General features: G+C 62.0%; 17 protein-coding genes. 8 read left to right on the top strand and 9 right to left on the bottom strand.

Annotation, left to right across the window (positions count from 1 at the left end):
- Positions 1-73 precede the first annotated feature (73 nt).
- Positions 74-823, top strand: coding sequence for an electron transfer flavoprotein subunit beta/FixA family protein (locus ACFPN2_RS00390; protein WP_380593867.1), 750 nt, complete (start codon positions 74-76; stop codon positions 821-823).
- Positions 823-1,764 carry an electron transfer flavoprotein subunit alpha/FixB family protein gene (locus ACFPN2_RS00385; protein WP_380593865.1) on the top strand — a complete coding sequence of 314 codons (942 nt, stop codon included), beginning with the start codon at positions 823-825 and terminating at the stop codon, positions 1,762-1,764. The genes ACFPN2_RS00390 and ACFPN2_RS00385 overlap by 1 nt, the downstream gene beginning before the upstream one ends.
- A 169-nt stretch (positions 1,765-1,933) precedes the next feature.
- On the opposite strand, the gene ACFPN2_RS00380 is transcribed toward ACFPN2_RS00385, so the two are convergent.
- The 5 genes from ACFPN2_RS00380 to ACFPN2_RS00360 all read right to left on the bottom strand — a co-directional run bounded on the left by ACFPN2_RS00380 (position 1,934) and on the right by ACFPN2_RS00360 (position 7,764).
- The gene (locus tag ACFPN2_RS00380; protein ID WP_380593863.1) at positions 1,934-2,413 is read right to left on the bottom strand and encodes a peroxiredoxin; all 480 of its coding nucleotides are present in this window, start codon (positions 2,411-2,413) and stop codon (positions 1,934-1,936) included.
- A gap of 59 nt (positions 2,414-2,472) precedes the next feature.
- A complete protein-coding gene (locus tag ACFPN2_RS00375; protein WP_380593861.1) occupies positions 2,473-3,105 on the bottom strand; it encodes a GntR family transcriptional regulator in 633 nt (210 codons plus the stop codon).
- 213 nt (positions 3,106-3,318) lie between these two features.
- Entirely contained in the window at positions 3,319-4,236 is a 918-nt protein-coding gene (locus ACFPN2_RS00370; protein ID WP_380593859.1) for a hydroxymethylglutaryl-CoA lyase, read from the bottom strand.
- 351 nt (positions 4,237-4,587) lie between these two features.
- On the bottom strand, positions 4,588-6,303 hold the full coding sequence (ilvD, locus tag ACFPN2_RS00365; protein ID WP_380593857.1) for a dihydroxy-acid dehydratase: 1,716 nt from the start codon (positions 6,301-6,303) through the stop codon (positions 4,588-4,590).
- Positions 6,304-6,378: 75 nt separating this feature from the next.
- Positions 6,379-7,764 (bottom strand): class II 3-deoxy-7-phosphoheptulonate synthase, encoded by a 1,386-nt coding sequence (locus ACFPN2_RS00360; protein WP_380593855.1) that lies wholly within the window; start codon positions 7,762-7,764, stop codon positions 6,379-6,381.
- Between the two features lie 196 nt (positions 7,765-7,960).
- Here ACFPN2_RS00360 and ACFPN2_RS00355 point away from each other — a divergent pair, with 196 nt between their 5' ends.
- From ACFPN2_RS00355 to ACFPN2_RS00345, 3 genes are all read left to right on the top strand, one after another.
- Entirely contained in the window at positions 7,961-9,118 is a 1,158-nt protein-coding gene (locus ACFPN2_RS00355; RefSeq protein ID WP_380593853.1) for a saccharopine dehydrogenase family protein, read from the top strand.
- Position 9,119: 1 nt separating this feature from the next.
- Positions 9,120-10,640 carry an L-piperidine-6-carboxylate dehydrogenase gene (gene amaB, locus ACFPN2_RS00350; protein WP_380593851.1) on the top strand — a complete coding sequence of 507 codons (1,521 nt, stop codon included), beginning with the start codon at positions 9,120-9,122 and terminating at the stop codon, positions 10,638-10,640.
- Between the two features lie 97 nt (positions 10,641-10,737).
- On the top strand, positions 10,738-11,712 hold the full coding sequence (locus ACFPN2_RS00345; protein WP_380593849.1) for a ketopantoate reductase family protein: 975 nt from the start codon (positions 10,738-10,740) through the stop codon (positions 11,710-11,712).
- 40 nt (positions 11,713-11,752) lie between these two features.
- Here ACFPN2_RS00345 and ACFPN2_RS00340 read toward each other — a convergent pair whose 3' ends face one another.
- Positions 11,753-12,145 (bottom strand): MerR family transcriptional regulator, encoded by a 393-nt coding sequence (locus ACFPN2_RS00340; RefSeq protein ID WP_380595255.1) that lies wholly within the window; start codon positions 12,143-12,145, stop codon positions 11,753-11,755.
- A 70-nt stretch (positions 12,146-12,215) separates the two neighbouring features.
- On the opposite strand from ACFPN2_RS00340, the gene ACFPN2_RS00335 reads away from it, so the two are divergent.
- A complete protein-coding gene (locus tag ACFPN2_RS00335) occupies positions 12,216-13,163 on the top strand; it encodes an aldo/keto reductase (RefSeq protein ID WP_380593848.1) in 948 nt (315 codons plus the stop codon).
- 62 nt (positions 13,164-13,225) lie between these two features.
- Here the strand turns inward: ACFPN2_RS00335 and ACFPN2_RS00330 are convergent, their stop codons facing one another.
- Entirely contained in the window at positions 13,226-13,690 is a 465-nt protein-coding gene (locus tag ACFPN2_RS00330; RefSeq protein WP_380593846.1) for an anthrone oxygenase family protein, read from the bottom strand.
- A 124-nt stretch (positions 13,691-13,814) separates the two neighbouring features.
- Here ACFPN2_RS00330 and ACFPN2_RS00325 point away from each other — a divergent pair, with 124 nt between their 5' ends.
- Both ACFPN2_RS00325 and ACFPN2_RS00320 read left to right on the top strand, forming a co-directional pair.
- Positions 13,815-14,069 (top strand): FitA-like ribbon-helix-helix domain-containing protein, encoded by a 255-nt coding sequence (locus ACFPN2_RS00325; protein ID WP_380593844.1) that lies wholly within the window; start codon positions 13,815-13,817, stop codon positions 14,067-14,069.
- Complete coding sequence (locus ACFPN2_RS00320) at positions 14,066-14,485, top strand: type II toxin-antitoxin system VapC family toxin (RefSeq protein WP_380593842.1); 420 nt, start codon at positions 14,066-14,068, stop codon at positions 14,483-14,485. The genes ACFPN2_RS00325 and ACFPN2_RS00320 overlap by 4 nt, the downstream gene beginning before the upstream one ends.
- Before the next feature lie 45 nt (positions 14,486-14,530).
- Here the strand turns inward: ACFPN2_RS00320 and hrpA are convergent, their stop codons facing one another.
- Both hrpA and ACFPN2_RS00310 read right to left on the bottom strand, forming a co-directional pair.
- Positions 14,531-18,433 carry an ATP-dependent RNA helicase HrpA gene (gene hrpA / locus ACFPN2_RS00315; protein ID WP_380593840.1) on the bottom strand — a complete coding sequence of 1,301 codons (3,903 nt, stop codon included), beginning with the start codon at positions 18,431-18,433 and terminating at the stop codon, positions 14,531-14,533.
- A gap of 95 nt (positions 18,434-18,528) precedes the next feature.
- On the bottom strand, positions 18,529-19,896 hold the full coding sequence (locus ACFPN2_RS00310) for an ATP-binding protein (RefSeq protein WP_380593838.1): 1,368 nt from the start codon (positions 19,894-19,896) through the stop codon (positions 18,529-18,531).
- Positions 19,897-19,913 lie beyond the last annotated feature (17 nt).

Here is a 19,913-nt window from a genome sequence, read left to right as displayed (position 1 = left end):
CGTTACAGTAGCGTGCCCGGCCGCTGCGGCGGCCTGCAGCCCTTACTTTTTGCTGTATTTATCGGAGCCGAAGTTGAGCAAGATTCTGGTGGGCCTGAAGCGCGTGGTGGACTACAACGTCCGCGTCCGCGTCAAACCCGACGGCACGGGTGTCGTGACCGACGGCGTCAAAATGAGCATCAATCCTTTCGATGAGATCGCGCTGGAAGAAGCGCTTCGAATCAAAGAGAAAGGTGGCGCGACCGAAGTGGTCGTCGTCAGCATCGGTCCCGCCGATACTCAGCAGCAGCTGCGCACCGGGCTTGCCATGGGTGCCGATCGCGCCATTCTCGTGCAGACCGATACGGCCATCGAACCCCTCGCCGCCGCCAAGGTGTTCCTGAAGCTCATCGAGAAAGAAAGCCCGCAGATCGTGTTGCTCGGTAAGCAGGGCATCGACGACGACAACAACCAGACCGGCCAGATGCTGGCCGCGCTGTGGGATCGTCCGCAGGCCACCTTCGCCTCGAAGGTCGAGCTGGAAGGCGCCAAGGCCAAGGTCACCCGCGAAGTGGACGCCGGCCTCGAGACCATCGAAGTCGATCTGCCGGCGGTGTTGACCACCGACCTGCGCTTGAATGAGCCGCGCTACGTGAAGCTGCCGGACATCATGAAAGCGAAGAAGAAGCCGCTCGACACGGTGGCGATCGCCTCGCTCGGCGTCGACACGGCACCGCAGTTCAAGACCACCAAGTACGAGCCGCCTGCGGCCCGTTCCAAGGGCGTCATGGTGAAAGATGTGGCCGAGCTCGTCGCGGCCCTGAAGCAGAAAGGGCTCGTCTAATGGCCAAGATTCTCATCGTCGCCGAACATGCCGGCGGCAAGCTCAATCCCTCCACCGCCAAGTGCGTGGCCTGCGCCAGCAAGATCGATGGCGCGCAGATCGACATCGCGGTGTTTGCTGCCGATGGCGCTGCCGTTGCCGCCGAAGCTGCGAAAATCCAGGGCGTGAAGACCGTGTTGACGGTCAACAATGCTGCGAACGCCGAGCCGCTCGCTGCCGTGCTCGCCCCGCAGGTCGCCGCTGTCGCTGCCAACTACACGCACGTGTTCGGTCCCTCGACCACGTTCGGCAAGGACTTGATGCCGCGAGTGGCTGCGCTGCTCGGCGTCGGTCAGTTGAGCGACATCGCTGCGGTTGAAGGCGCCTACAAGTTCCGTCGTCCGGTGTACGCCGGCAACGCGATCATCAGCGTCGAAGCGCCGCAGGATAAGAAGCTCGTCGCCACTGTGCGTACCGCGTCGTTCCAGGCAGCCCCGCAAGGCGGCAGCGCGGCTGTCGAAGCGGCGAATGTTTCTGCATCACTGCCCTCTCACACCCGCTTCGTGTCTCGCTCGGCGGCTGCGACCGGTCGTCCGGATCTGCAGACGGCGCCGCGCGTCGTGTCGGGCGGTCGGGCGCTCGGCAGCGCGGATAACTTCAAGATCATCTTCGGCCTCGCCGACAAGCTCAACGCGGGCGTCGGTGCCTCTCGTGCGGCGGTGGACGCGGGCTACGCGGCCAATGAACTGCAGGTCGGCCAGACCGGCAAGATCATCGCGCCGGAGCTGTATGTCGCGATCGGTATCTCCGGCGCAATTCAGCACCTGACCGGTATCAAGGACGCGCGCACCATCGTCGCGATCAACAAGGATTCCGAAGCGCCGATTTTCGAAGTGGCGGACATCGGCCTGGTGGGCGATTTGTTCACTGTCGTGCCGGAATTGGAAAAAGCGCTGGGCTAAGCGCCTTTCGCCTTCCTTGCAAGACGAGGCCGTCGCGTTTTCTCATAACGCGGCGGCCTTGTCTTTTGTGAGCCACGCGCGCGTCTGGAAAAGAAAATGGCCGCGCGTAGCGCGGCCAAAATAAGATAAATCTCTTTGGCCCGCGCCCGGCAGGGCGAGGGCCATCCTGTCAAAGCTGCGTGAGCACGTGATCCGCGCTCGACACCTTGAACTCGCCCTTCTGCTCGACGTTCACCTGCTTCACCACGCCGTTATCCACGACCAGCGAGAAACGCTGACCGCGAACGCCCATGCCGAAGCCGGTCGCGTCCATATCGAGGCCCAACGCCTTGGTGTAGTCGGCGTTGCCGTCGGCCAGCATCTCGACCTTGCCGTCGGTGTTCTGGGCCTTCCCCCAGGCTTTCATCACGAACGCATCGTTCACCGCGATGCACGCGATGACGTCGACGCCCTTGGCCTTGATGTCGCCGGCCTTCTCGACGAAGCCCGGCAGATGCTTGGCGTCACAGGTAGGCGTGAACGCACCCGGTACCGAGAACAGTACGACCTTGCGGCCCTTGAAGAAGTCTTCAGCGCTGATCTTCTGCGGTCCGTCCTTGGTGATCTGCGTGAATGTGCCCGCGGGCATTTTGTCGCCGACTTTGATCATGACCATCCCCTTCGTTGCTGACGTGAACTGGAATCCGGCATTGTAGTGCCGAACCCGAGTCAGACAACTAGAGTTCCACGCGCCCCGAGAATGTGTGAGCGCATCAGCGCCGAGCTCCAGTCACCGTCGCGGGCCTCCAGCGCGCGGACGATTTCCAGATGATGCGAGGCACTGCGGATCAGGTCTTCGTCCTGATAGGTCGTGAATGTTTTCAGCATCAGCGGCGCTTCGATCAACGAGTGCAGCGCCGACACCAGTCGCGGACTGCCCGCGAACTCGTGAATGCGACGATGGAAATGGCTGTTGAGATGACCGACGCGCTCGAGATAACCCTCGGGCTTCGCCAGTGTCTCGTGATATTGATCTTCGGCGAGCTGACGCAGTTCGGCGATCCCTTCCGCCGTGATGCGACGGGCCGCGCGGGCGGCACCATACGCTTCGAGCATGGCACGCAATTCATACACGTCGTCGCGATCTTCGTGGGTCCATTCCGTCACGATCGCGCCTTGATGCGGGACGAATTCCAACAGCCCTTCGGCGTGGAGTTTTCGCAACGCCTCGCGCACGGGCGTGCGGCTCACGCCGGCAACTGCCGCCACTTCCTGTTCGGTGATTCGGGAGGATGCTGGATACACGCCGCGCACGATGCGTTCACGTACAGTGTGATACGCCTTGTCCACTGCCTTGGCCATGGTGCTCCTTCAGACATTCGGTGATGGAGGCCCGCAATTGCCAGTGCATATTGATTGGATACGAACGGGCCTCGTATGACGCGAGTGTATACGCGCCCCGAAATGCCAAACAGCAATATACGCCCCCAATTCACTAACTTAAGTTAGGGGCGCGAACCCTGCCGAAGTGAGCTTGCTACGGCAGGTTTGTGGGGGAGGCAGGAAAGCCTCGTATCAGGCTGATGCTCTTACGGTTCCAGACGGGAAACCGCCGGCCTTGGAGACCATGCTCGGCACCGGTTTGCCACGCTGTTCGCCGAGCCACTTCGCGGTCTCGATCAGTTTGGTGAGATCGATGCCGGTGTCGTATCCCGAGCGGTTCAACATGTACACCAAATCTTCTGTGCCGACGTTGCCCGTCGCGTTCGGCGCGAACGGACAACCGCCGACGCCGCCCACACTCGCATCGAGCGTGTTCACACCGGCGAGCACAGCGGCGTATGCATTCGCGACTGCTGTATTCCGTGTGTTGTGAAAGTGACAGCGAATGGCGACATCGCCGACCACTGTTTTTACTTGTTCCACGAGCGCAGAAACTTGACTCGGAACCGCAACACCGATGGTGTCGGCGAGTGCGATCTCGAGTGGATTGGACTTCGCGAGACGTTCGCAAATTTCGACGACGCGAGCTGCAGGGACTTCACCTTCGAAGGGACAGCCGAACGCTGTCGACAATGTCACCTGCATGCGCACGCCGGCTTCACGCGCGAGCGGCGCGATCTCCTCGATTGTGCCAATGAGTTCTTCGGTGGTGGCGCCTTGGTTGCGTTCGGCAAAGCTGTTGGTCGCGGCCATGACTAGGCCCATTTCGGTACAACCTGCGGCGATCGCGCGGTCGAAGCCTTTGCGATTGAGCACCAGACCGACGTATTGCACGCCCGGCACTTTCGGCAATCCTGCGAGCACGGCTTCGGCGTCTGCCATCTGCGGCACGCGCTTGGGATTGACGAAGCTCGCGACTTCGATGCGCTTCAGACCGGAGGCTACGAGGCGTCCGATCAATTCCAGCTTGGTCGCCGTCGACAGAATCTCAGGCTCGCTCTGCAATCCATCGCGCGGGCCCACGTCAACAATTTCAATCTTTCGCGCCATCGCTCAATCTCAACGTAGTCTGATCTGCCCTCGCCGCCTTCGGCGGCTGGGCCCAATTGAATATATATATCGCCGCCTGCGGCGGCATTGCGCCCACTTGCTCGAACTCCTCTCGCCGCCTTCGGCGGCGGAGGCACGTCAAAACTAATCTCGATTGCTATGCCCGCCGCATGGGACGGTGGAGACACATCCAAATACTATTCTCGATTGCTACGCCCGCCGCCTTCGGCGACGGAGGCACATCAAAAACTATCCTCGCTTGCTATGCCCGCCGCCTGGCGCGGCGAGGCACATCCAATACTATGCTCGATTGCTATGCCCGCCGCCTGGCGCGGCGGGGCACATCACATATCAGTGGCTCTCGCACGCGTCGCCGTCAGTGATCGCGCCTAACGACGCGCTGCTGACTTCGCGAGCATACTTTGCGAGGACGCCGCGACGTGCGTACGGCTCAGGAGCTTTCCACGAGGCACGACGCTTCGACATTTCCTGATCGCTCACGGCAACCTGAATCTCACGCGCGACCGCATCGATCGTGATTTGATCGCCATCGCGAATCAGGCCAATCGGTCCGCCGACCGCAGCCTCTGGCGCGATGTGACCGACGACGAAACCTCGGCTGCCACCAGAGAAGCGACCGTCAGTGATCAAAGCGACCTTATCAGCAAGGCCGGCGCCGGCGATGGCGCTGGTGGGGCTCAGCATCTCACGCATGCCCGGGCCACCCTTCGGGCCTTCGTAACGAATGACGACCACATCGCCCGCCTCGACCTTGCCATCGAGAATGGCCTGCACCGACGCCTCTTCGCCATCGAACACGCGCGCACGGCCCGTGAACGACAATCCTTCCTTGCCGGTGATTTTCGCGACCGAGCCTTCCGGGGCGAGGTTGCCATACAACACGACGAGATGACTGTCGGGCTTGATCGGATCGTTGAAGGCAGAAACGATGTCCTGATTCTTCGGATACGGCTTCACGCTCTTCAAATTCTGCGCGAGTGTCTTGCCGGTGACGGTCAAGCAGTCCCCGTGCAGCAGCCCTTCCTTCAGCAGGATCTTCATCAGCGGCTGAATGCCGCCGATGCGCACCAGCTCCGACATCATGTATTTGCCGCTCGGGCGCAGATCGGCGAGCACTGGCACCTTTTTGCCGATGCGCGTGAAGTCATCGAGCTCGAGCTTCACGTTCGCGGCGTGCGCGATGGCGAGCAAATGGAGCACGGCGTTGGTCGAGCCACCGAGCGCGATGACGGTGGTGATCGCGTTCTCGAACGCTTCACGCGTCATGATCATCGACGGCACGATGCCCTGCTTCGCCAGCTTCACGACCGCCTTGCCGGCGTTCTTGCAGTCCTCGATCTTTTGTTTCGACACCGCATCCTGCGCGGAGCTGCCGGGCAAGCTCATGCCCATGGCTTCGATCGCGGAGGCCATCGTGTTCGCGGTGTACATGCCGGCGCAGCTGCCCGGCCCCGGGATGGCCTTGCGCTCGATCTCATCCATCTGCTTCTGGGTGATCTTGCCGCTGGTGAAGGCACCGCGCGCTTCGAACACGGAGATGATGTCGAGATGGCCCGGGCCCGGACGAATGGTGCCGCCGTAAACGAACACCGCGGGGCGATCCAGGCGCGCTAGCGCCATCATGCAACCAGGCATGTTCTTATCGCACCCGCCGATCGCGACCACGCCATCGAAGCCTTGCGCACCGGAGACCGTCTCGATCGAGTCCGCGATCACTTCGCGGGACACGAGCGAATAGCGCATGCCGGGCGCGCCGTTGGAAATGCCGTCCGACACGGTAATCGTGCCAAACGTCGTGCTCTTGCCGCCGGAGGAGTCGACCGCGGCCGCGGCGGCCTTGGCCAGCTTGTCGATGTGCATATTGCACGGCGTGAGATTGCTCCAGGTGGAGGCAATGCCGATCGCCGGCTTCTTGAAGTCCGCATCCTTGTAACCGACAGCGCGCAGCATGGCGCGACTGGGCGCCTGCTTCAGGCCATCGACGACCTCACTGGAATAGCGGCGGAAATTGACGGCGGGCTTGGGAGCTTGCTTTTTCGTGGCCATGACAAACGACGCGAATAAAGAAAGATCGGGCGACGGCCGCTATTGTAGTGGCCGTCGCCGACTGCGAGAAAGTTATTAGATATTAATCACGGCGCTCTTCTGCGCGCCTTTTTTCGAGTGCAAACCAGCGATTCGCATGGCCAGCTCCAGCGCCTGTTCATGATTCAGCCGTGGATCGACCTGCGATTTATAGGCACGCGCCAGGTCCGCATCGGTCAGACCTCGCGCGCCACCCGTGCATTCGGTGACATCTTCACCTGTGAGCTCAAAATGCACACCCCCGAGCCAAGAACCCAGTTCGCGGTGGATTCGGAAGGCCGACTCCAGCTCGCTCAAAATGTTTTCGAAGCGCCGTGTCTTCAGGCCGGAAGTGGCCGTCTCGGTGTTGCCGTGCATGGGATCGCAGATCCACAGCACCGGGCTGCCGGTGGCACGCACCGCCTGAATCAACGGCGGCAGACGCTTGTCGATGTCCTTCGCGCCCATGCGATGGATCAGCACGATCCGGCCGGGCTCGTTGTTCGGGTTCAAGGTGCCGAGCAGCCCCTGCACCCACTCCGCGCTCATCGATGGGCCGACTTTGATGCCCAACGGATTGGAGATACCGCGGAAGAATTCGACGTGCGCGCCATCGAGCGCGGCGGTACGCATACCGATCCAGGGCATGTGCGTGGACAGGTTGTACCAGCGCTGCGAGCGCGGGATGAAACGCGTCTGCGACTGCTCGAGCAGCAGATGCAGCGCTTCGTGACTCGTATAGAAACGCGTGGTGGTGCTTTCGTGAATCGGCTGGCCCGAGGCCGCTTCGAAGAAGTCGAGCGATTCGGAAATCGATTGCACGACCTTTTCATACGCATCCTTGGAAGGCGAATGGCGCACGAAATCCAGATCCCAGTATTCGGGGTGATGCAGGTCGGCGAAGCCGCCATCGATCAGCGAGCGGACGAAGTTCAGCGTCAGCGCCGAGCGCTCATAGCCACGCAGCAGTAACGACGGATCGGGCGTGCGCTCCTCGGCCGTGAAGCCGGGCCGATTGACGTTCGCACCCCGGTAGCTCGGCAAGGTCACGCCATCGCGGGTCTCGGTGTCCGCCGAGCGGGGCTTTGCATACTGCCCGGCCATGCGGCCGACGCGGATCACCGGCTTCTTCAAGCCATAGACCAGCACCAGGCTCATCTGCAGCAGGATCTTCAGCTTCTTGGCGATCTTGTCGGACTCGCAGTCCTCGAAGGTCTCGGCGCAATCGCCGCCCTGGAGCAGGAAGCGCTCACCGCGCTGGGCGGAGGCAATCTGCTCTTTCAGCGCTTCAATTTCCCAGGAAACCACCAGCGGCGGCAGCCGCGAGAGCTCGGCGACCACGCTGTCGAGCGCCGCCTGGTCGGGGTACGTCGCTTGTTGCTGAGCCTGTCGGGACTGCCAGCTGGAGGGATGCCAATGAATCAGGTCGGGGGTACGCGTCATAGCGGGCGGCAGACTAGCACCCGCCCGGGGCGAAGCAAACGGACAGACTGCGAAAATTGCATACAGTCAGGGCAGAAAATTCAGGGTTTCGGGCCGTCACGCGCCAAAAGTTTACAGCTCCAGGCCGGAAGGCCTTTAATGCCCCCCTTTGGCCGGTCCTGCGCGGTGGCCCGGCCAAGCAGGCAAAGGAGCGTCCATGGCCAAGGTTCTGATTCTCGGTGCCGGCAAGATCGGCGCGTTGATTTCCGGGCTGCTGGCGGAGTCCGGGTCGTACGAGGTGCATCTCGGCGACGTGAGTGCCGAGGCCGCCAATGCGGTCGTGAGTGCGCACCGGTTCAAGAATCTGCACGCACACCATGTCGATGCGTCCAACGCCGACGCGCTTCGGGCGCAACTGAAAAACCATCCCGTCGACGCGGTCATTTCGAGTCTGCCCTACTACTGCAACGTCGGTGTCGCCGAAGCCGCTCGACACTCAGGCACGCATTATTTCGATCTCACCGAAGACGTCGAAGTCACTCGCGCGGTTCGCAAGATCGCCGACGGCGCGTCCCAAGCCTTCGTGCCTCAGTGCGGTCTTGCGCCAGGGTTCATCTCCATCGCGGCGAATGAATTGATCGGGCACTTCGATGAGCTGCGCGCCGTGAAGCTTCGTGTCGGCGCCCTGCCCCAGCATCCGAACAACGTGTTGAAGTACTCCTTGACCTGGTCGACCGAAGGCTTGATCAACGAGTACGGCAATCCTTGCGAAGCCATCGTGGATGGCCGTCGCATCGAGGCCGCGCCACTCGAAGGTCTCGAAGAGATCGAAATCGACGGCACCCTGTACGAAGCATTCAACACCTCGGGCGGCCTGGGCTCGCTCGCTGAGACGTACGGCACCCGCGTGCAAAGCATGGACTACAAGACCATGCGTTATCCGGGGCACTGCGATCAGATGCGACTGCTGATGAACGATCTGAAGCTCAATCACGATCGCGGCACATTGAAGCGCATTCTCGAAAATGCCGTGCCACAGACGTTGCAGGACGTGGTCGTCATTTACGTCGCGGTCACCGGCAAACAGGACGGGGAACTGCGCGAGGAAAACTACGTCAACAAGGTGTATCCGCAGGTGATCGCAGGCCGGCTGTGGTCGGCGATTCAAGTGACCACCGCCTCGGGCATCTGTGCGGTCGTCGATCTGGTGGTCAACGGTGGCGGCAAGCATCACGGCTTCGTGCGCCAGGAAGATTTTCGTCTGCAGGACGTGCTGACGAATCGGTTTGGCAAACACTACGCCGCCATCGGCGGCAAGGAAGTGTCCGGTCACATCGTCGTGAGCGGACAAACAGGACATCAACGCAGGCACTGACATGCGCGACATCTTTGCAGCCCTCGACTTGAATGAAACCAACGCCGGCGCCTGGTCGGGCGATGGCGGCTGGTCGAACGACACCACCGGGCCGGTGATCGATTCGGTGAACCCCACCACCGGCGAAGTGCTCGGTCGCGTGCGTAGCGCGACCGTGGCCGACTACGAGCGCATCCTCGTTTCATCGCGTCGCGTGTTCGATCAATGGAAGATCACGCCGGCGCCCAAGCGCGGCGAAGCCATTCGTCTGGTCTCAGAGGAGCTGCGTAAGCACAAGAGCGCGCTCGGCAGCCTCGTCACGCTCGAAGTCGGCAAGATCAAAGCCGAGGGCGATGGCGAAGTGCAGGAGATGATCGACATCGGCGACTTCGCGGTGGGCCAGTCGCGCATGTTGTACGGCCAGACCATGCACTCGGAGCGGCTGCTTCATCGCATGTACGAGCAGTGGCATCCGCTCGGCATCGTCGGGATCATCAGCGCCTTCAATTTTCCGGTCGCGGTGTGGTCGTGGAATGCGTTCCTCGCGGCGATCTGCGGCGATGTGAGTATTTGGAAGCCCTCGCCGAAGGCGCCCCTGTGTGGCGTCGCCGTGCAGAAGCTCGTGAATCGGGTGCTCGAGCGCAACGGCTTTCCGGGGATCTTTCAGCTGTTGATCGCCGGCAATGAGCTGGCCGAGAAGCTGGTCGAGGATCGTCGCGTGGATCTGGTGTCGTTCACGGGCTCGACCGCCGTCGGTCGCAAGGTCGGTGAACGCGTCGCGGCTCGTCTCGGCAAGAGCCTGCTCGAGCTGGGTGGCAACAACGGCATCATCGTCGATGAGTTCGCCAATCTGGACCTGGCGGTGCCTTCGATTGTGTTTGGTGCCGTTGGTACGGCGGGCCAACGATGCACGAGCACGCGTCGTGTCTTCGTACACGAGTCGCGCTCGAAGGAATTGGAGCAGCGTCTGCTACGCGCCTACTCTCAGGTGCGCATCGGCGATCCGTTGAAGCCCGAAACGTTGATGGGCCCGCTCATCGACGACGCCTCCGTGCAGCGTTATCTGCAAGCGGTCGAGAAGGCGAAGCATGCGGGTGGCACGGTGCTGTGTGGTGGCAAGACCAAGCCGCCCGGCAACTTCGTCGAGCCTACGATCATTCGCGCGCGTGCTGAATGGGAAATCGTGCAGACCGAAACGTTCGCGCCGATCCTGTATCTCATCGAGTATCAATCGCTCGACGACGCCATCGCCATGCATAACGCCTCACATCACGGCCTGTCATCGGCGATTTTCACCGACAACCTGCGTCATGCTGAGAAATTCTTGTCGGCGCTCGGCAGCGACTGCGGTATCGCCAATGTGAACATCGGCACCTCGGGGGCCGAGATCGGTGGCGCGTTTGGCGGTGAGAAGGATACCGGCGGCGGTCGTGAGTCCGGCTCCGACAGCTGGAAGGCGTATATGCGACGTCAGACCAACACGATCAACTGGAGTCGCGAATTGCCGCTCGCTCAGGGCATCGATTTCAAGGTGATGGGCTGATTCCATCTGCGACGCCCGAGATACCCTAAACTCATCTGCAGTCGGCCTGCAGGCTTGATAGCCTCGCGCCTTTGATCCATGTCGATGGGAGAGGTTCGTGTCACGTCCTGAGTTCGCGATCGTCGGCGCCGGTGCGCTCGGTTCCATCCTGGCGGCCCATCTGGTTCGTAGCGGGCGCTCGGTCGCCCTGCTCGCCCGCGGTCAACGTGCCCAGCAGGTCCGCGAGCAAGGGTTGCGTATCAAGGGGCTGAGCGAGATTGCAACGCCCGTCGACCTGCTCACCGATCCTTCGCAACTGCGCGAGGCCGGCACGCTCATCATCGCCACGAAAACGCCCGGGTCCGAGCAGACGATGGCGTCATTGCGTCACGTGCGCGTCGAGCGGGCGTTGTCGATTCAGAACGGCGTGATGAAAGATGAGCTGCTCTCGGATACTTACGGACGCGAACGCACGTTGGGCGCACTCGCGAATACGAGCGGTGAGCTGCTTGCCTCGGGCGAGGTGCTCTTTACCCGCAATGTGAATTTGTTCGTCGGCGAGCTGGACGGCTCGATGAGCGAGACGGCCCGTGGCATCGTGCAAGCCATCGACGACGCCGGGGTACGCTCGATGCTGGTGCCTGACATCGTCTCGCGGGAGTGGAGCAAGTTTGTCTGTTGGGTGGGCTTCGTCAGTCTGTCGCTCACGACTCGCGCCATCACCTGGCGTTTCTTATCCGATCCGGACGCGGCATTGCTCATCGTGCGCCTGACCCGCGAGCTCGCCTCGCTTGCGAAAGCCCTCGGGATCGCACTGACGGACGACCGCGCGTTGCTTGAACTCGAGATTGTTTTGAATGGGACCGACGCGCAAGCGGTCGCGGCCGTGCAGAAGGCAGGCGCGGACTATCACGCGAAGGCGCCGGAACATCGCATGTCGTCTCTACAGGATCTGCTCAGCGGCCGCCCGCTCGAGATTCATGAAACATTGGGCTATGCGCTGCGGAAGTCACAGGAGCTGGGCTTGTCGTTGCCGCTGCTCGCGAGTGTCTATTCGTTGGTCAGCGCGATCGATCGGACGCGAGAGCGCTGAGTTCGCCGATTAGCACTGGACATCGTTCACCCGCCCTCCGCTAACAACGAAACTCCGGACGCGCCTCGCCGTCCGGCTTTCCTGCATTCACCCACTCGAGTTTGGCGCGCAAGAACTGCAGCGCCGCCTCGAGCTGCCCCTGCTTCTCCTCGAGCTTGCCGATTTGCAAACGCAAGACCTCTGCGGTGCGCGCAGCGGAGCCTTCACCAGCGCGATATTCCTCGTTGAGCGCTGCGATCTCGCCCAACGTATATCCCAGCGATTGTTGTAGTCGAATCATGCGGGCGGTCGTTACATCGTCCGCCGAGAAGAGCTGATAGGGACTCGATCCGCCCTTCGCGCTTCGCTCTGGATTCAACAGCCCCTTCCTCACATAGAAGCGGATGGTGTCCACCGGCAGGCCCGTGGCCTTGGCGAACTCCGATATCAGCATGCTTTGCGGCTTGACCATGGACTATGGTCCACACTTATAGAAGCGCTTGTCAAAAATCTGGAGCCGCACGATGACGAGCGATTCGAGGGACTTGGGCACGCAGGGCCTGGGCTGCATGGGCATGAGCGAATTTTACGGCCCCACGGATGAGACCGAGGCCCGCGCGACGTTGGAGCGAGCCCTCGAACTGGGCGTGAGAATGTTCGATACGGCGGACATGTACGGAGTAGGCGCGAATGAGACGTTCCTGCGGCCCTTTATTCGGGCCCACAGGGATCGTGTGGTGATTGCAACCAAGTTCGGCTACGCGCGCACCGTCGACAATCCGAATGATTGGAGCGTCGATAACCGGCCGGAATTCATCAGAGCCGCTGTCGACCGCTCGCTGACGCGGCTCGGGATCGATTGCATCGACCTGTACTACATGCATCGACGAACCCAGGAGGTTCCGTTGGCCGAATCCATCGGCGCGATGGCTGAGCTGGTGACCGCGGGCAAAGTTCGCTGGCTCGGTCTGTCGGAAGTCAGTGCCGAAGAATTGACCGCTGCCCATGCGATTCATCCGATCACGGCTTTGCAGTCGGAGTGGTCGCTCTTCACCCGGCAGATCGAAAGTGCCGTGGTGCCCGTGGCCTCGAAGCTCGGCGTCACGCTCGTGCCCTATGCGCCGCTCGGCCGAGGAATGCTCACTGGCAAGGCATTGGCCGAGAGCTTGGCCAGTGCAGACTACCGTCGGCACTTTCCTCGCTTCTCCGCTGAAAACCGAGACGCGAACCTACGGCTCGTCGCGAAGATAGAGGATCTCGCGACCGGACTTGGCGTGACTGCGGCACAGCTCGCTCTGGCATGGCTTTATGCGCGCTCGCGGCAGCTCGGCGTCAGGATCGTGCCGATTCCCGGCACTCGACGGCGGAGTCGCTTGGAAGAGAATGTCGCCGCCGCCTCCCTCCGGCTCGATGATGATGTGCTCGCCGAGTTGGAACCGCTCGCTGCTGCGGTCCAAGGCATGGCTGTTTGAAATCTCCCGGCGACTCGGAGATAACCCAATGTGAACGCGGTGCCGGCTTTCGCGCTTGCCGATCAGCGAGAAATCTCGATCACGAACGCCGCCGCCGCGAGCAGGCACGCGAGGACTCTCACATGATTCCATCTCGTCCAAGGCCTGCGATAGGCGTGCCACTGCGTTTCCAGGTCAGTGGCCGACGGTGAGACTTTCTCCAACTTATCGTTGAGCGGCACGTTGCATACCATCGTGACGCCCATCGAGCCTGCCAGATAAAACAACGCTCCGGCCACGACCAGCGGCGAATTGAGACGGCCGATGAGCAGCACCAGGCACAGCAGCGCTGTGCCGAAGAACACCAGGAAGAACAGCGGATTCTGGATGATTCGATTGATGCTGTTCATCGCCGCGACGGCGCCCGCTGCGGGCAGTCGGTCGAAGGCGCGCATGATGGTGTTGGAGAAGATGAAGAACAGGCCCGCATTGAGGCCGCTGCCCACCGAGGCGAGGATCAGCAATGCGGTCCAGAGATGGGACTTCATAAACCCTCCATGCAAGCCCAGGCCTTACTGTAACCCGCGCCACGCTGACTGCTACAAGCGGCACTTTGCAGGAATGATTGCATTCTGATAAAGTGCAATCATTCCTATCAAAAGGAGACTGTGCATGTCGTCCATTACAGTACGCAATGTACCCGAGGAGGTGCATCGCGCGCTTCGCGTGCGGGCTGCCCAACATGGCCGCAGCACAGAAGCCGAGATCCGTGAGATTCTCAGCGCCGCGGTGAAGCCTGAAGGACGCGTGAAGCTCGGTTCCTTGCTTGCTGAGGTGGGCCGCAAGGCTCGACTGACCGATGAAGAGTTTGCGGTCTTCGAACAGGTGCGGGACAAAACTCCGGCCCGGCCGGTCCGCTTCGAATGATCCTACTCGATACAAACGTCGTCTCAGAGCCCCTACGACCTACGCCCGAAGCCCGGGTTATCGAGTGGATCGACTCACAACCACTCGAAACATTGTTTCTTTCCGCGGTCACGGTGGCGGAACTGCGCGCCGGGGTGGCGCAACTACCTGCCGGGAAGCGTCGCGCCGGCCTTCAGGAAAACCTCGAAAAGCGTGTGCTCTCTCTTTTCGCGGGGCGCGTGTTGCCCTTCGACTTGGCGTGCACGCCAGCTTACGCAGGACTGATGGCGAAAGCCCGCGCTGCGGGCGTCACCGTGGCCGCAGCAGATGGCTATATTGCCGCCATTGCCGCAACCAATGGCTTTGCCGTCGCCACTCGCGATACGGCTCCGTTCGCGGCTGCTGGCGTCTCCACCATCAATCCATGGGTCGCATAGCCCCAGAACCACATCCACTAGTGGCGAGTGGTTTCGAATGGCTGACTACGCGGCGCGCTGAACTTCGACGCGGGCGCGTTCGATCTGGTCTGCGATGCGCTTGTCCGATACGGGCAAGGCGGCCTTGAGATCCTGGGCGAACAGCGACACGCGAAACTCTTCGATCATCCATTGCAAACGATCGAGCTCCGGATGCGTTTCGCCCTTGGGCGCTTGTGAGCGGAGCCGCTGGTAGGCCTGGGTCGCAGGAGAGATCTGCTTCATCAGCTCGACGTCGCGCTTCTGATTGCCGGGCGCCTTGTCGAGCCGGCGCGTCAGCGCCTTGAAGTAACGTGGCAGATGCGGCCACAGCGCGCTTGGCACGCTCGCGGGGAAGTCGCCCGGGACGAGCATTTGCAGCTGCGCTTGAACGTCGGTCCGCAGCGCTTGGAATGTCACGCCTTCAATCGATGCCAGCTTCATGCGTGCGTTTCGCAGCTCGCGCAGGGCCGAGGCCGTGTGCTCGATCACGCGATCAGTCACTTCGCCGAAGCGGGCGCGGTGCTTGTCTAAAAGCGCATCGAACTGCGCCGCCGAGCGTGGCAATGCGCCCTCCTCGCTCAGGAAACATTCGACGAAACATTTTTCCGCCAGCGCCTCGGCGATGGGGCGCGAGTTGTTCAACCCTTGCGCGAGCAGCATGAGCTCGGTGCGCTCCGAGCAGCGCTTGCGGGCATATTTAAACTGTTCGGCCAGCGACAAGATGGCGAGCCGCAGGACGCCCAAGCGAAGCATCCCTTCGGCATCGACCAACGTGGCAGCCTCGGCTACTTCGACCACGTCACCGCGATCGCGCAGCGTGGGGTACACGGAGAAGCGCAGCCCGCGCCGTTGCACCGACTCCTCAATCGCCAGATCGCCGAAGTCCCAGCGGCGATGCACGCCGCCGGTCGTGGCGGGCTTGTAATCGCCCGACTTCGCTTCGGTTTCTCGGACGGCGCGTTTCAACGCCGCGAGATCGCGACCTTCGGCGAGTGTCTTGCCATCGAGATCGGCGACGCGGAAGTTCACGCGCAAATGGTCAGGCAAGGGAAGTGCCGCCACCTCCTCCGCCGTGACATTCGTGCCGCCGACGCGAGTGATCCACTCGGCCACCGCGGTGTTGAATTCCTTCGACTCATCGATTTCCGCCGCCGCCCGCGCCGCGTGTTCGGGCACGGGAACGAACGACTTTCGAATCTGCTTCGGCAGACTGCGTAACAGCTGAGTGAGGGTCTCGACACGCCAGCCCGGAATGGGACGCGAGAAGTCACCGATGACCGCGGAGCTCAACAGCGGCTTCGGCAACACCACCGTCACGCCATCGCTGACCGAGCCGGGCTCAAAACGATATTCGAGGGGCAGCTCGTTGCCCGTGACCGCCATGACCGGCGGAAACTCCTGCGGTGTAATTTCAGACGCATCACGACGCGCGATATCCGCGAGCGTCATGTGCAACTGCTGGGCATGACCGGGCGTTCGCAGCCACTTCTCGAGCGCCGAGACCGAATTCACCGTCTCCGGCAGTCGAGCCAGATAAAAGTCACAGATCGCCTGCTCATCGGCCAGAATGTCGCGACGGCGGACCTTCGCCTCCATCACCTCGACCTGCTGACGCAAGCGACGATTGTGTTTCAGGAAGTCGGCCTTGACGCGCGAATGACCTTCGACCAACGCCTCGCGCACGAAAATCTCTTGTGCCTCGCGTGGAGAGACATTGCCGAGATTGATCCGTCGACGGGATGAGAGCGTCAGTCCATACAACGCGACCGACTCGAACGCCGCGACGAAGCCGCGATCTTCCACCCAGTGCGGCTCGCTATAACTGCGCTTGATCAGATGCGCGCCGGCGGATTCGATCCATTGCGGCTCGATCGCAGCGACGGTGCGTGCATAGAGCCGCGTTGTTTCCATCAAGTTCGCAGCGACCACCCACTTCGGCGGCTTGCCCGCAAGCGGCGTACCTGGTGCGATCACGAAGCGCGTGCCACGTGCACCGTCGTATTCTCGCTTCTCATCGAGCGCGCCGATGTTGCCCAGGAATCCCGTGAGGATGGCCTGATGCAGATTCGCGTAGTCGGCCGGCGCGCTGTTCGGTTTGAGCTCCAGCTCCTTCACCGTCTCGCTGAGCTGTCGATGAAGTTCGGCCCACTCACGCGCACGCATGAACGCGATGAAGTTCTCGCGACACCATTTGCGCAGCTGGCTGCCAGACAACTCGGCGACCTGGGTCTGATAGGTGTTCCACAAGTTCAGCACGCCCACGAAATCCGATCGGGAATCCGCGAACGTGGCGTGCTTCTGATCGGCCTGTGCCTGCGCATCGGACGGTCGTTCGCGCGGATCCTGCGCGGACAGGAACGATGCGATCACGAGCATTTCAGACAAACAACTGTGATGACTCGCCGCAAGCAGCATGCGACCGAGCCTCGGATCGACCGGCAACGACGATAGCTGACGACCCAAGCTCGTGACCCGCCGATCGTCATCGACCGCCTTCAACTCTTGCAGCAGTCGATACCCATCGTTGATCAGCCGCGTATCGGGCGGATCGACGAACGGGAAGGCCTCCGGCTCGCCCAGTTCCAGCGCGGCCATCTGCAGAATGACGCTCGCGAGGTTCGTGCGCAGAACTTCGGGCGGCGTGAATGGCGCACGCAGATTGAAATCATCTTCCGCGTACAACCGAATACAAATGCCGGGCGCTTCACGACCCGACCGACCTTTGCGTTGATCGGCGCTGGCTTGTGAGATCGGCTCGATCGGCAGTCGCTGGACTTTGCCGCGCACGCTGTAACGACTGATACGAGCGAGACCCGAGTCGATGACGTGCCGAATGCCTGGCACGGTGAGTGAGGTTTCGGCCACGTTGGTCGCGAGCACGACGCGACGCTGGCCATGCTTCTCGAAGATCTTTTCCTGATCGCGTGTCGACAACCGCGCGAACAGCGGCAGCACTTCGGTGCCGTGTAGACGGGCTTTCGACAGCGCATCGGCGGCGTCGCGGATTTGTTTCTCGCCTGGTAAGAACACGAGCACATCGCCGCGATCTACGCGATCCAATTCTTGGACCGCGGCAACGATGCCTTCATCGAGCGACAACTCGTAGTCGTCCTCATCGGTGCCGGTCAGCGGCCGATAGCGCACTTCCACTGGATAGCTGCGTCCTGAGACTTCGATGATCGGCGCGCCACCGAAGAACTCGGCGAAGCGTTGCGGGTCGATGGTGGCCGAGGTGATCACGACGCGCAGGTCGGGCCGCTGCGGCAGCAGCCGCTTCAACACACCGAGCAGGAAATCGATGTTGAGGCTGCGCTCGTGCGCTTCGTCGATGATCAATGTGTCATAGCGACGGAGCAGCCGGTCGTTCTCGAGCTCACGCAGGAGAATACCGTCGGTCATGAGCTTGATCCGGCAGTCCGGGCCGGTGCGATCGTTGAATCGCACCTGATAACCCACCGCGCCGCCGACGGTGGTCTGCAGTTCTTCGGCGAGTCGGCTCGCGATGGCGCGGGCCGCGATACGCCGAGGCTGCGTGTGACCGATCAGACCGAACGTGCCGCGCCCGGCTTCCATACAGATCTTCGGCAGCTGAGTCGTTTTACCGGAGCCGGTCGCGCCACAGACCACGACGAGCTGGCTTGTTTGTAATGCTTTTGCAATCTCTTCGCGATGCGCGGTGATCGGCAGCCCCGCGTCGTATTCGAGGCGCAAGGGCAGTGCTTTGACACGCTCGACGGTAGCAACGGAAGCCTCGATCGACTGGCGCAGCCGATCGATGGCGCCGTCGGGCTCCGCAGGCGGATGACGGCGCGCGAACAGGCGATCCAGCTCCCGCGACAGACGCGGCCGGTCGGCGAATCGCGTATTGGGGAGCTGGTCGCGCAGCGCCAGCAGCGCCGCGGTGTAAGAGGAATTCGGGGTACTCATCGCGCAGCCGACTTGTATGCGATTGCGCCAGGAGGTTTCAAGAGCCAGCGTTCACGAAATGCTCCCGGCTTTGCCGGGAGCGAGACAGATGACTACTAAACGGGGGCTATTTTCACCTCGATCCGAGCGCCGCCCAGGGCGGACTGGTCGATATCGATGATGCCGCCGTTGAGATTGACCAGCTCTCGAACCACCGACAAGCCAATGCCCTGCCCGGCCACGCGCTCGTCCAATCGAGCGCCCCGCTCCAGAACCCGGGCGCGAGAGTCGACGGGAATGCCCGGGCCGTCGTCCTCGATCACGATGCGCAAGCCATCGCGCCGGGCCGCGGGACTCACGACTCGATCGGCGGTGATACGCACGGTGGTCCGGGTCCACTTGAAGGCGTTATCGAGCAGATTGCCCGCGATCTCTGTCAGGTCTTCGCGGTCGCCAGTGAAGGTCGCGCCTTCGGCGACGCTCAGCTCACAAGTGATACCGCGATCCGCGTAAACCTTCAGCAGTGCGCCTCGCAGGGCTTCCAGCGCATCACGAACGTCGACCGGCGCAGAACCCAGGCCGCTGCCACCCGCGGCGGCCGCGCGACGCAGCTGATATTTGACGATGTCATCCATGCGCCCGACCTGATCGTCGAGCTGCCGAACGACCGTGAGCTCACGACCGCTTTGGGTGCTGAGCAGATTGCGCATGACCGCGAGCGGCGTCTTGAAACTGTGCGCGAGATTGCCGAGCGTATTTCGATAACGCGCCAGACGCTCACGCTCGCTGCGAAGGAGCGCATTCAAATTCGTCGTGATACCGAGCAGCTCGCGGGGATAACCACTGCCGAGCTCGGTGAGCACGCCGGCCTCGATCGATTCGATCTCACGTTCGACTCGTCGCAGCGGCGACAGCAAGCGTCGTAACAGCAGCGCCAAGGCACCGAGCAGCAGGACCATCAACGCACCGAACCAACCGAACATTCGGCCGCGCAGTCGGCTCAAATTCGCGTAATAAGGCTCGAGACTTTCCGCGACGCTGTAAACGAACGAGCGCGTGACCCGATTCCGAAACTGCCACTCGATGCCCATGCTGAAAGACAGCACGGTGGTGCCATCGGCCCGCTGCAGCTCGCCGAAACGACGCTCGCCGACCTGGACGTGAGGAAATTCGATGCCAGTGCCGGTGAGCGATTTGGAGCGCCAGCTGGGCCGGCCGTCGCTGCGCAGGATCTCGCCGTACAGCCCCGAGCCCGGGTTGTCGAACCGGGGCTCGGCGAGCTGATCGGGACGCAGGCCGCCGCTCGAGTCCTCCTCGGACGCCGACAGCAACGCCACGACTTGAACCTCCAGCCGATCCTCGATGGCGCGACGGCTCAGGTCCTGGAACACGAAGTCCAGGGCCAGAATGGTGACGCCAAAGAACAGGATCAGCAGGATGCTGACCGAGACGAGCAGTCGTGTGCTTAACGAACGCGGCTGCATCGTCCCCGGTGGTCAGT

The sequence above is a fragment of the Steroidobacter flavus genome, from assembly GCF_042651805.1.
GTDB lineage: Bacteria > Pseudomonadota > Gammaproteobacteria > Steroidobacterales > Steroidobacteraceae > Steroidobacter > Steroidobacter flavus.
The sequence above is the reverse complement of the archived record's forward strand: the minus strand, read 5'-3'. Positions and strand labels throughout refer to the sequence as shown.

Bases quoted from the DNA above. Each gene is read 5' to 3' on its own strand.
- ACFPN2_RS00385 (WP_380593865.1), top strand. From the start codon at position 823: ATGGCCAAGATTCTCATCGTCGCCGAACATGCCGGCGGCAAGCTCAAT.
- ACFPN2_RS00380 (WP_380593863.1), bottom strand. From the start codon at position 2,413: ATGATCAAAGTCGGCGACAAAATGCCCGCGGGCACATTCACGCAGATC.
- ACFPN2_RS00375 (WP_380593861.1), bottom strand. From the start codon at position 3,105: ATGGCCAAGGCAGTGGACAAGGCGTATCACACTGTACGTGAACGCATC.
- ACFPN2_RS00370 (WP_380593859.1), bottom strand. From the start codon at position 4,236: ATGGCGCGAAAGATTGAAATTGTTGACGTGGGCCCGCGCGATGGATTG.
- ilvD (WP_380593857.1), bottom strand. From the start codon at position 6,303: ATGGCCACGAAAAAGCAAGCTCCCAAGCCCGCCGTCAATTTCCGCCGC.
- ACFPN2_RS00360 (WP_380593855.1), bottom strand. From the start codon at position 7,764: ATGACGCGTACCCCCGACCTGATTCATTGGCATCCCTCCAGCTGGCAG.
- ACFPN2_RS00355 (WP_380593853.1), top strand. From the start codon at position 7,961: ATGGCCAAGGTTCTGATTCTCGGTGCCGGCAAGATCGGCGCGTTGATT.
- amaB (WP_380593851.1), top strand. From the start codon at position 9,120: ATGCGCGACATCTTTGCAGCCCTCGACTTGAATGAAACCAACGCCGGC.
- ACFPN2_RS00340 (WP_380595255.1), bottom strand. From the start codon at position 12,145: ATGCTGATATCGGAGTTCGCCAAGGCCACGGGCCTGCCGGTGGACACC.
- ACFPN2_RS00335 (WP_380593848.1), top strand. From the start codon at position 12,216: ATGACGAGCGATTCGAGGGACTTGGGCACGCAGGGCCTGGGCTGCATG.
- ACFPN2_RS00330 (WP_380593846.1), bottom strand. From the start codon at position 13,690: ATGAAGTCCCATCTCTGGACCGCATTGCTGATCCTCGCCTCGGTGGGC.
- ACFPN2_RS00325 (WP_380593844.1), top strand. From the start codon at position 13,815: ATGTCGTCCATTACAGTACGCAATGTACCCGAGGAGGTGCATCGCGCG.
- ACFPN2_RS00320 (WP_380593842.1), top strand. From the start codon at position 14,066: ATGATCCTACTCGATACAAACGTCGTCTCAGAGCCCCTACGACCTACG.
- hrpA (WP_380593840.1), bottom strand. From the start codon at position 18,433: ATGAGTACCCCGAATTCCTCTTACACCGCGGCGCTGCTGGCGCTGCGC.
- ACFPN2_RS00310 (WP_380593838.1), bottom strand. From the start codon at position 19,896: ATGCAGCCGCGTTCGTTAAGCACACGACTGCTCGTCTCGGTCAGCATC.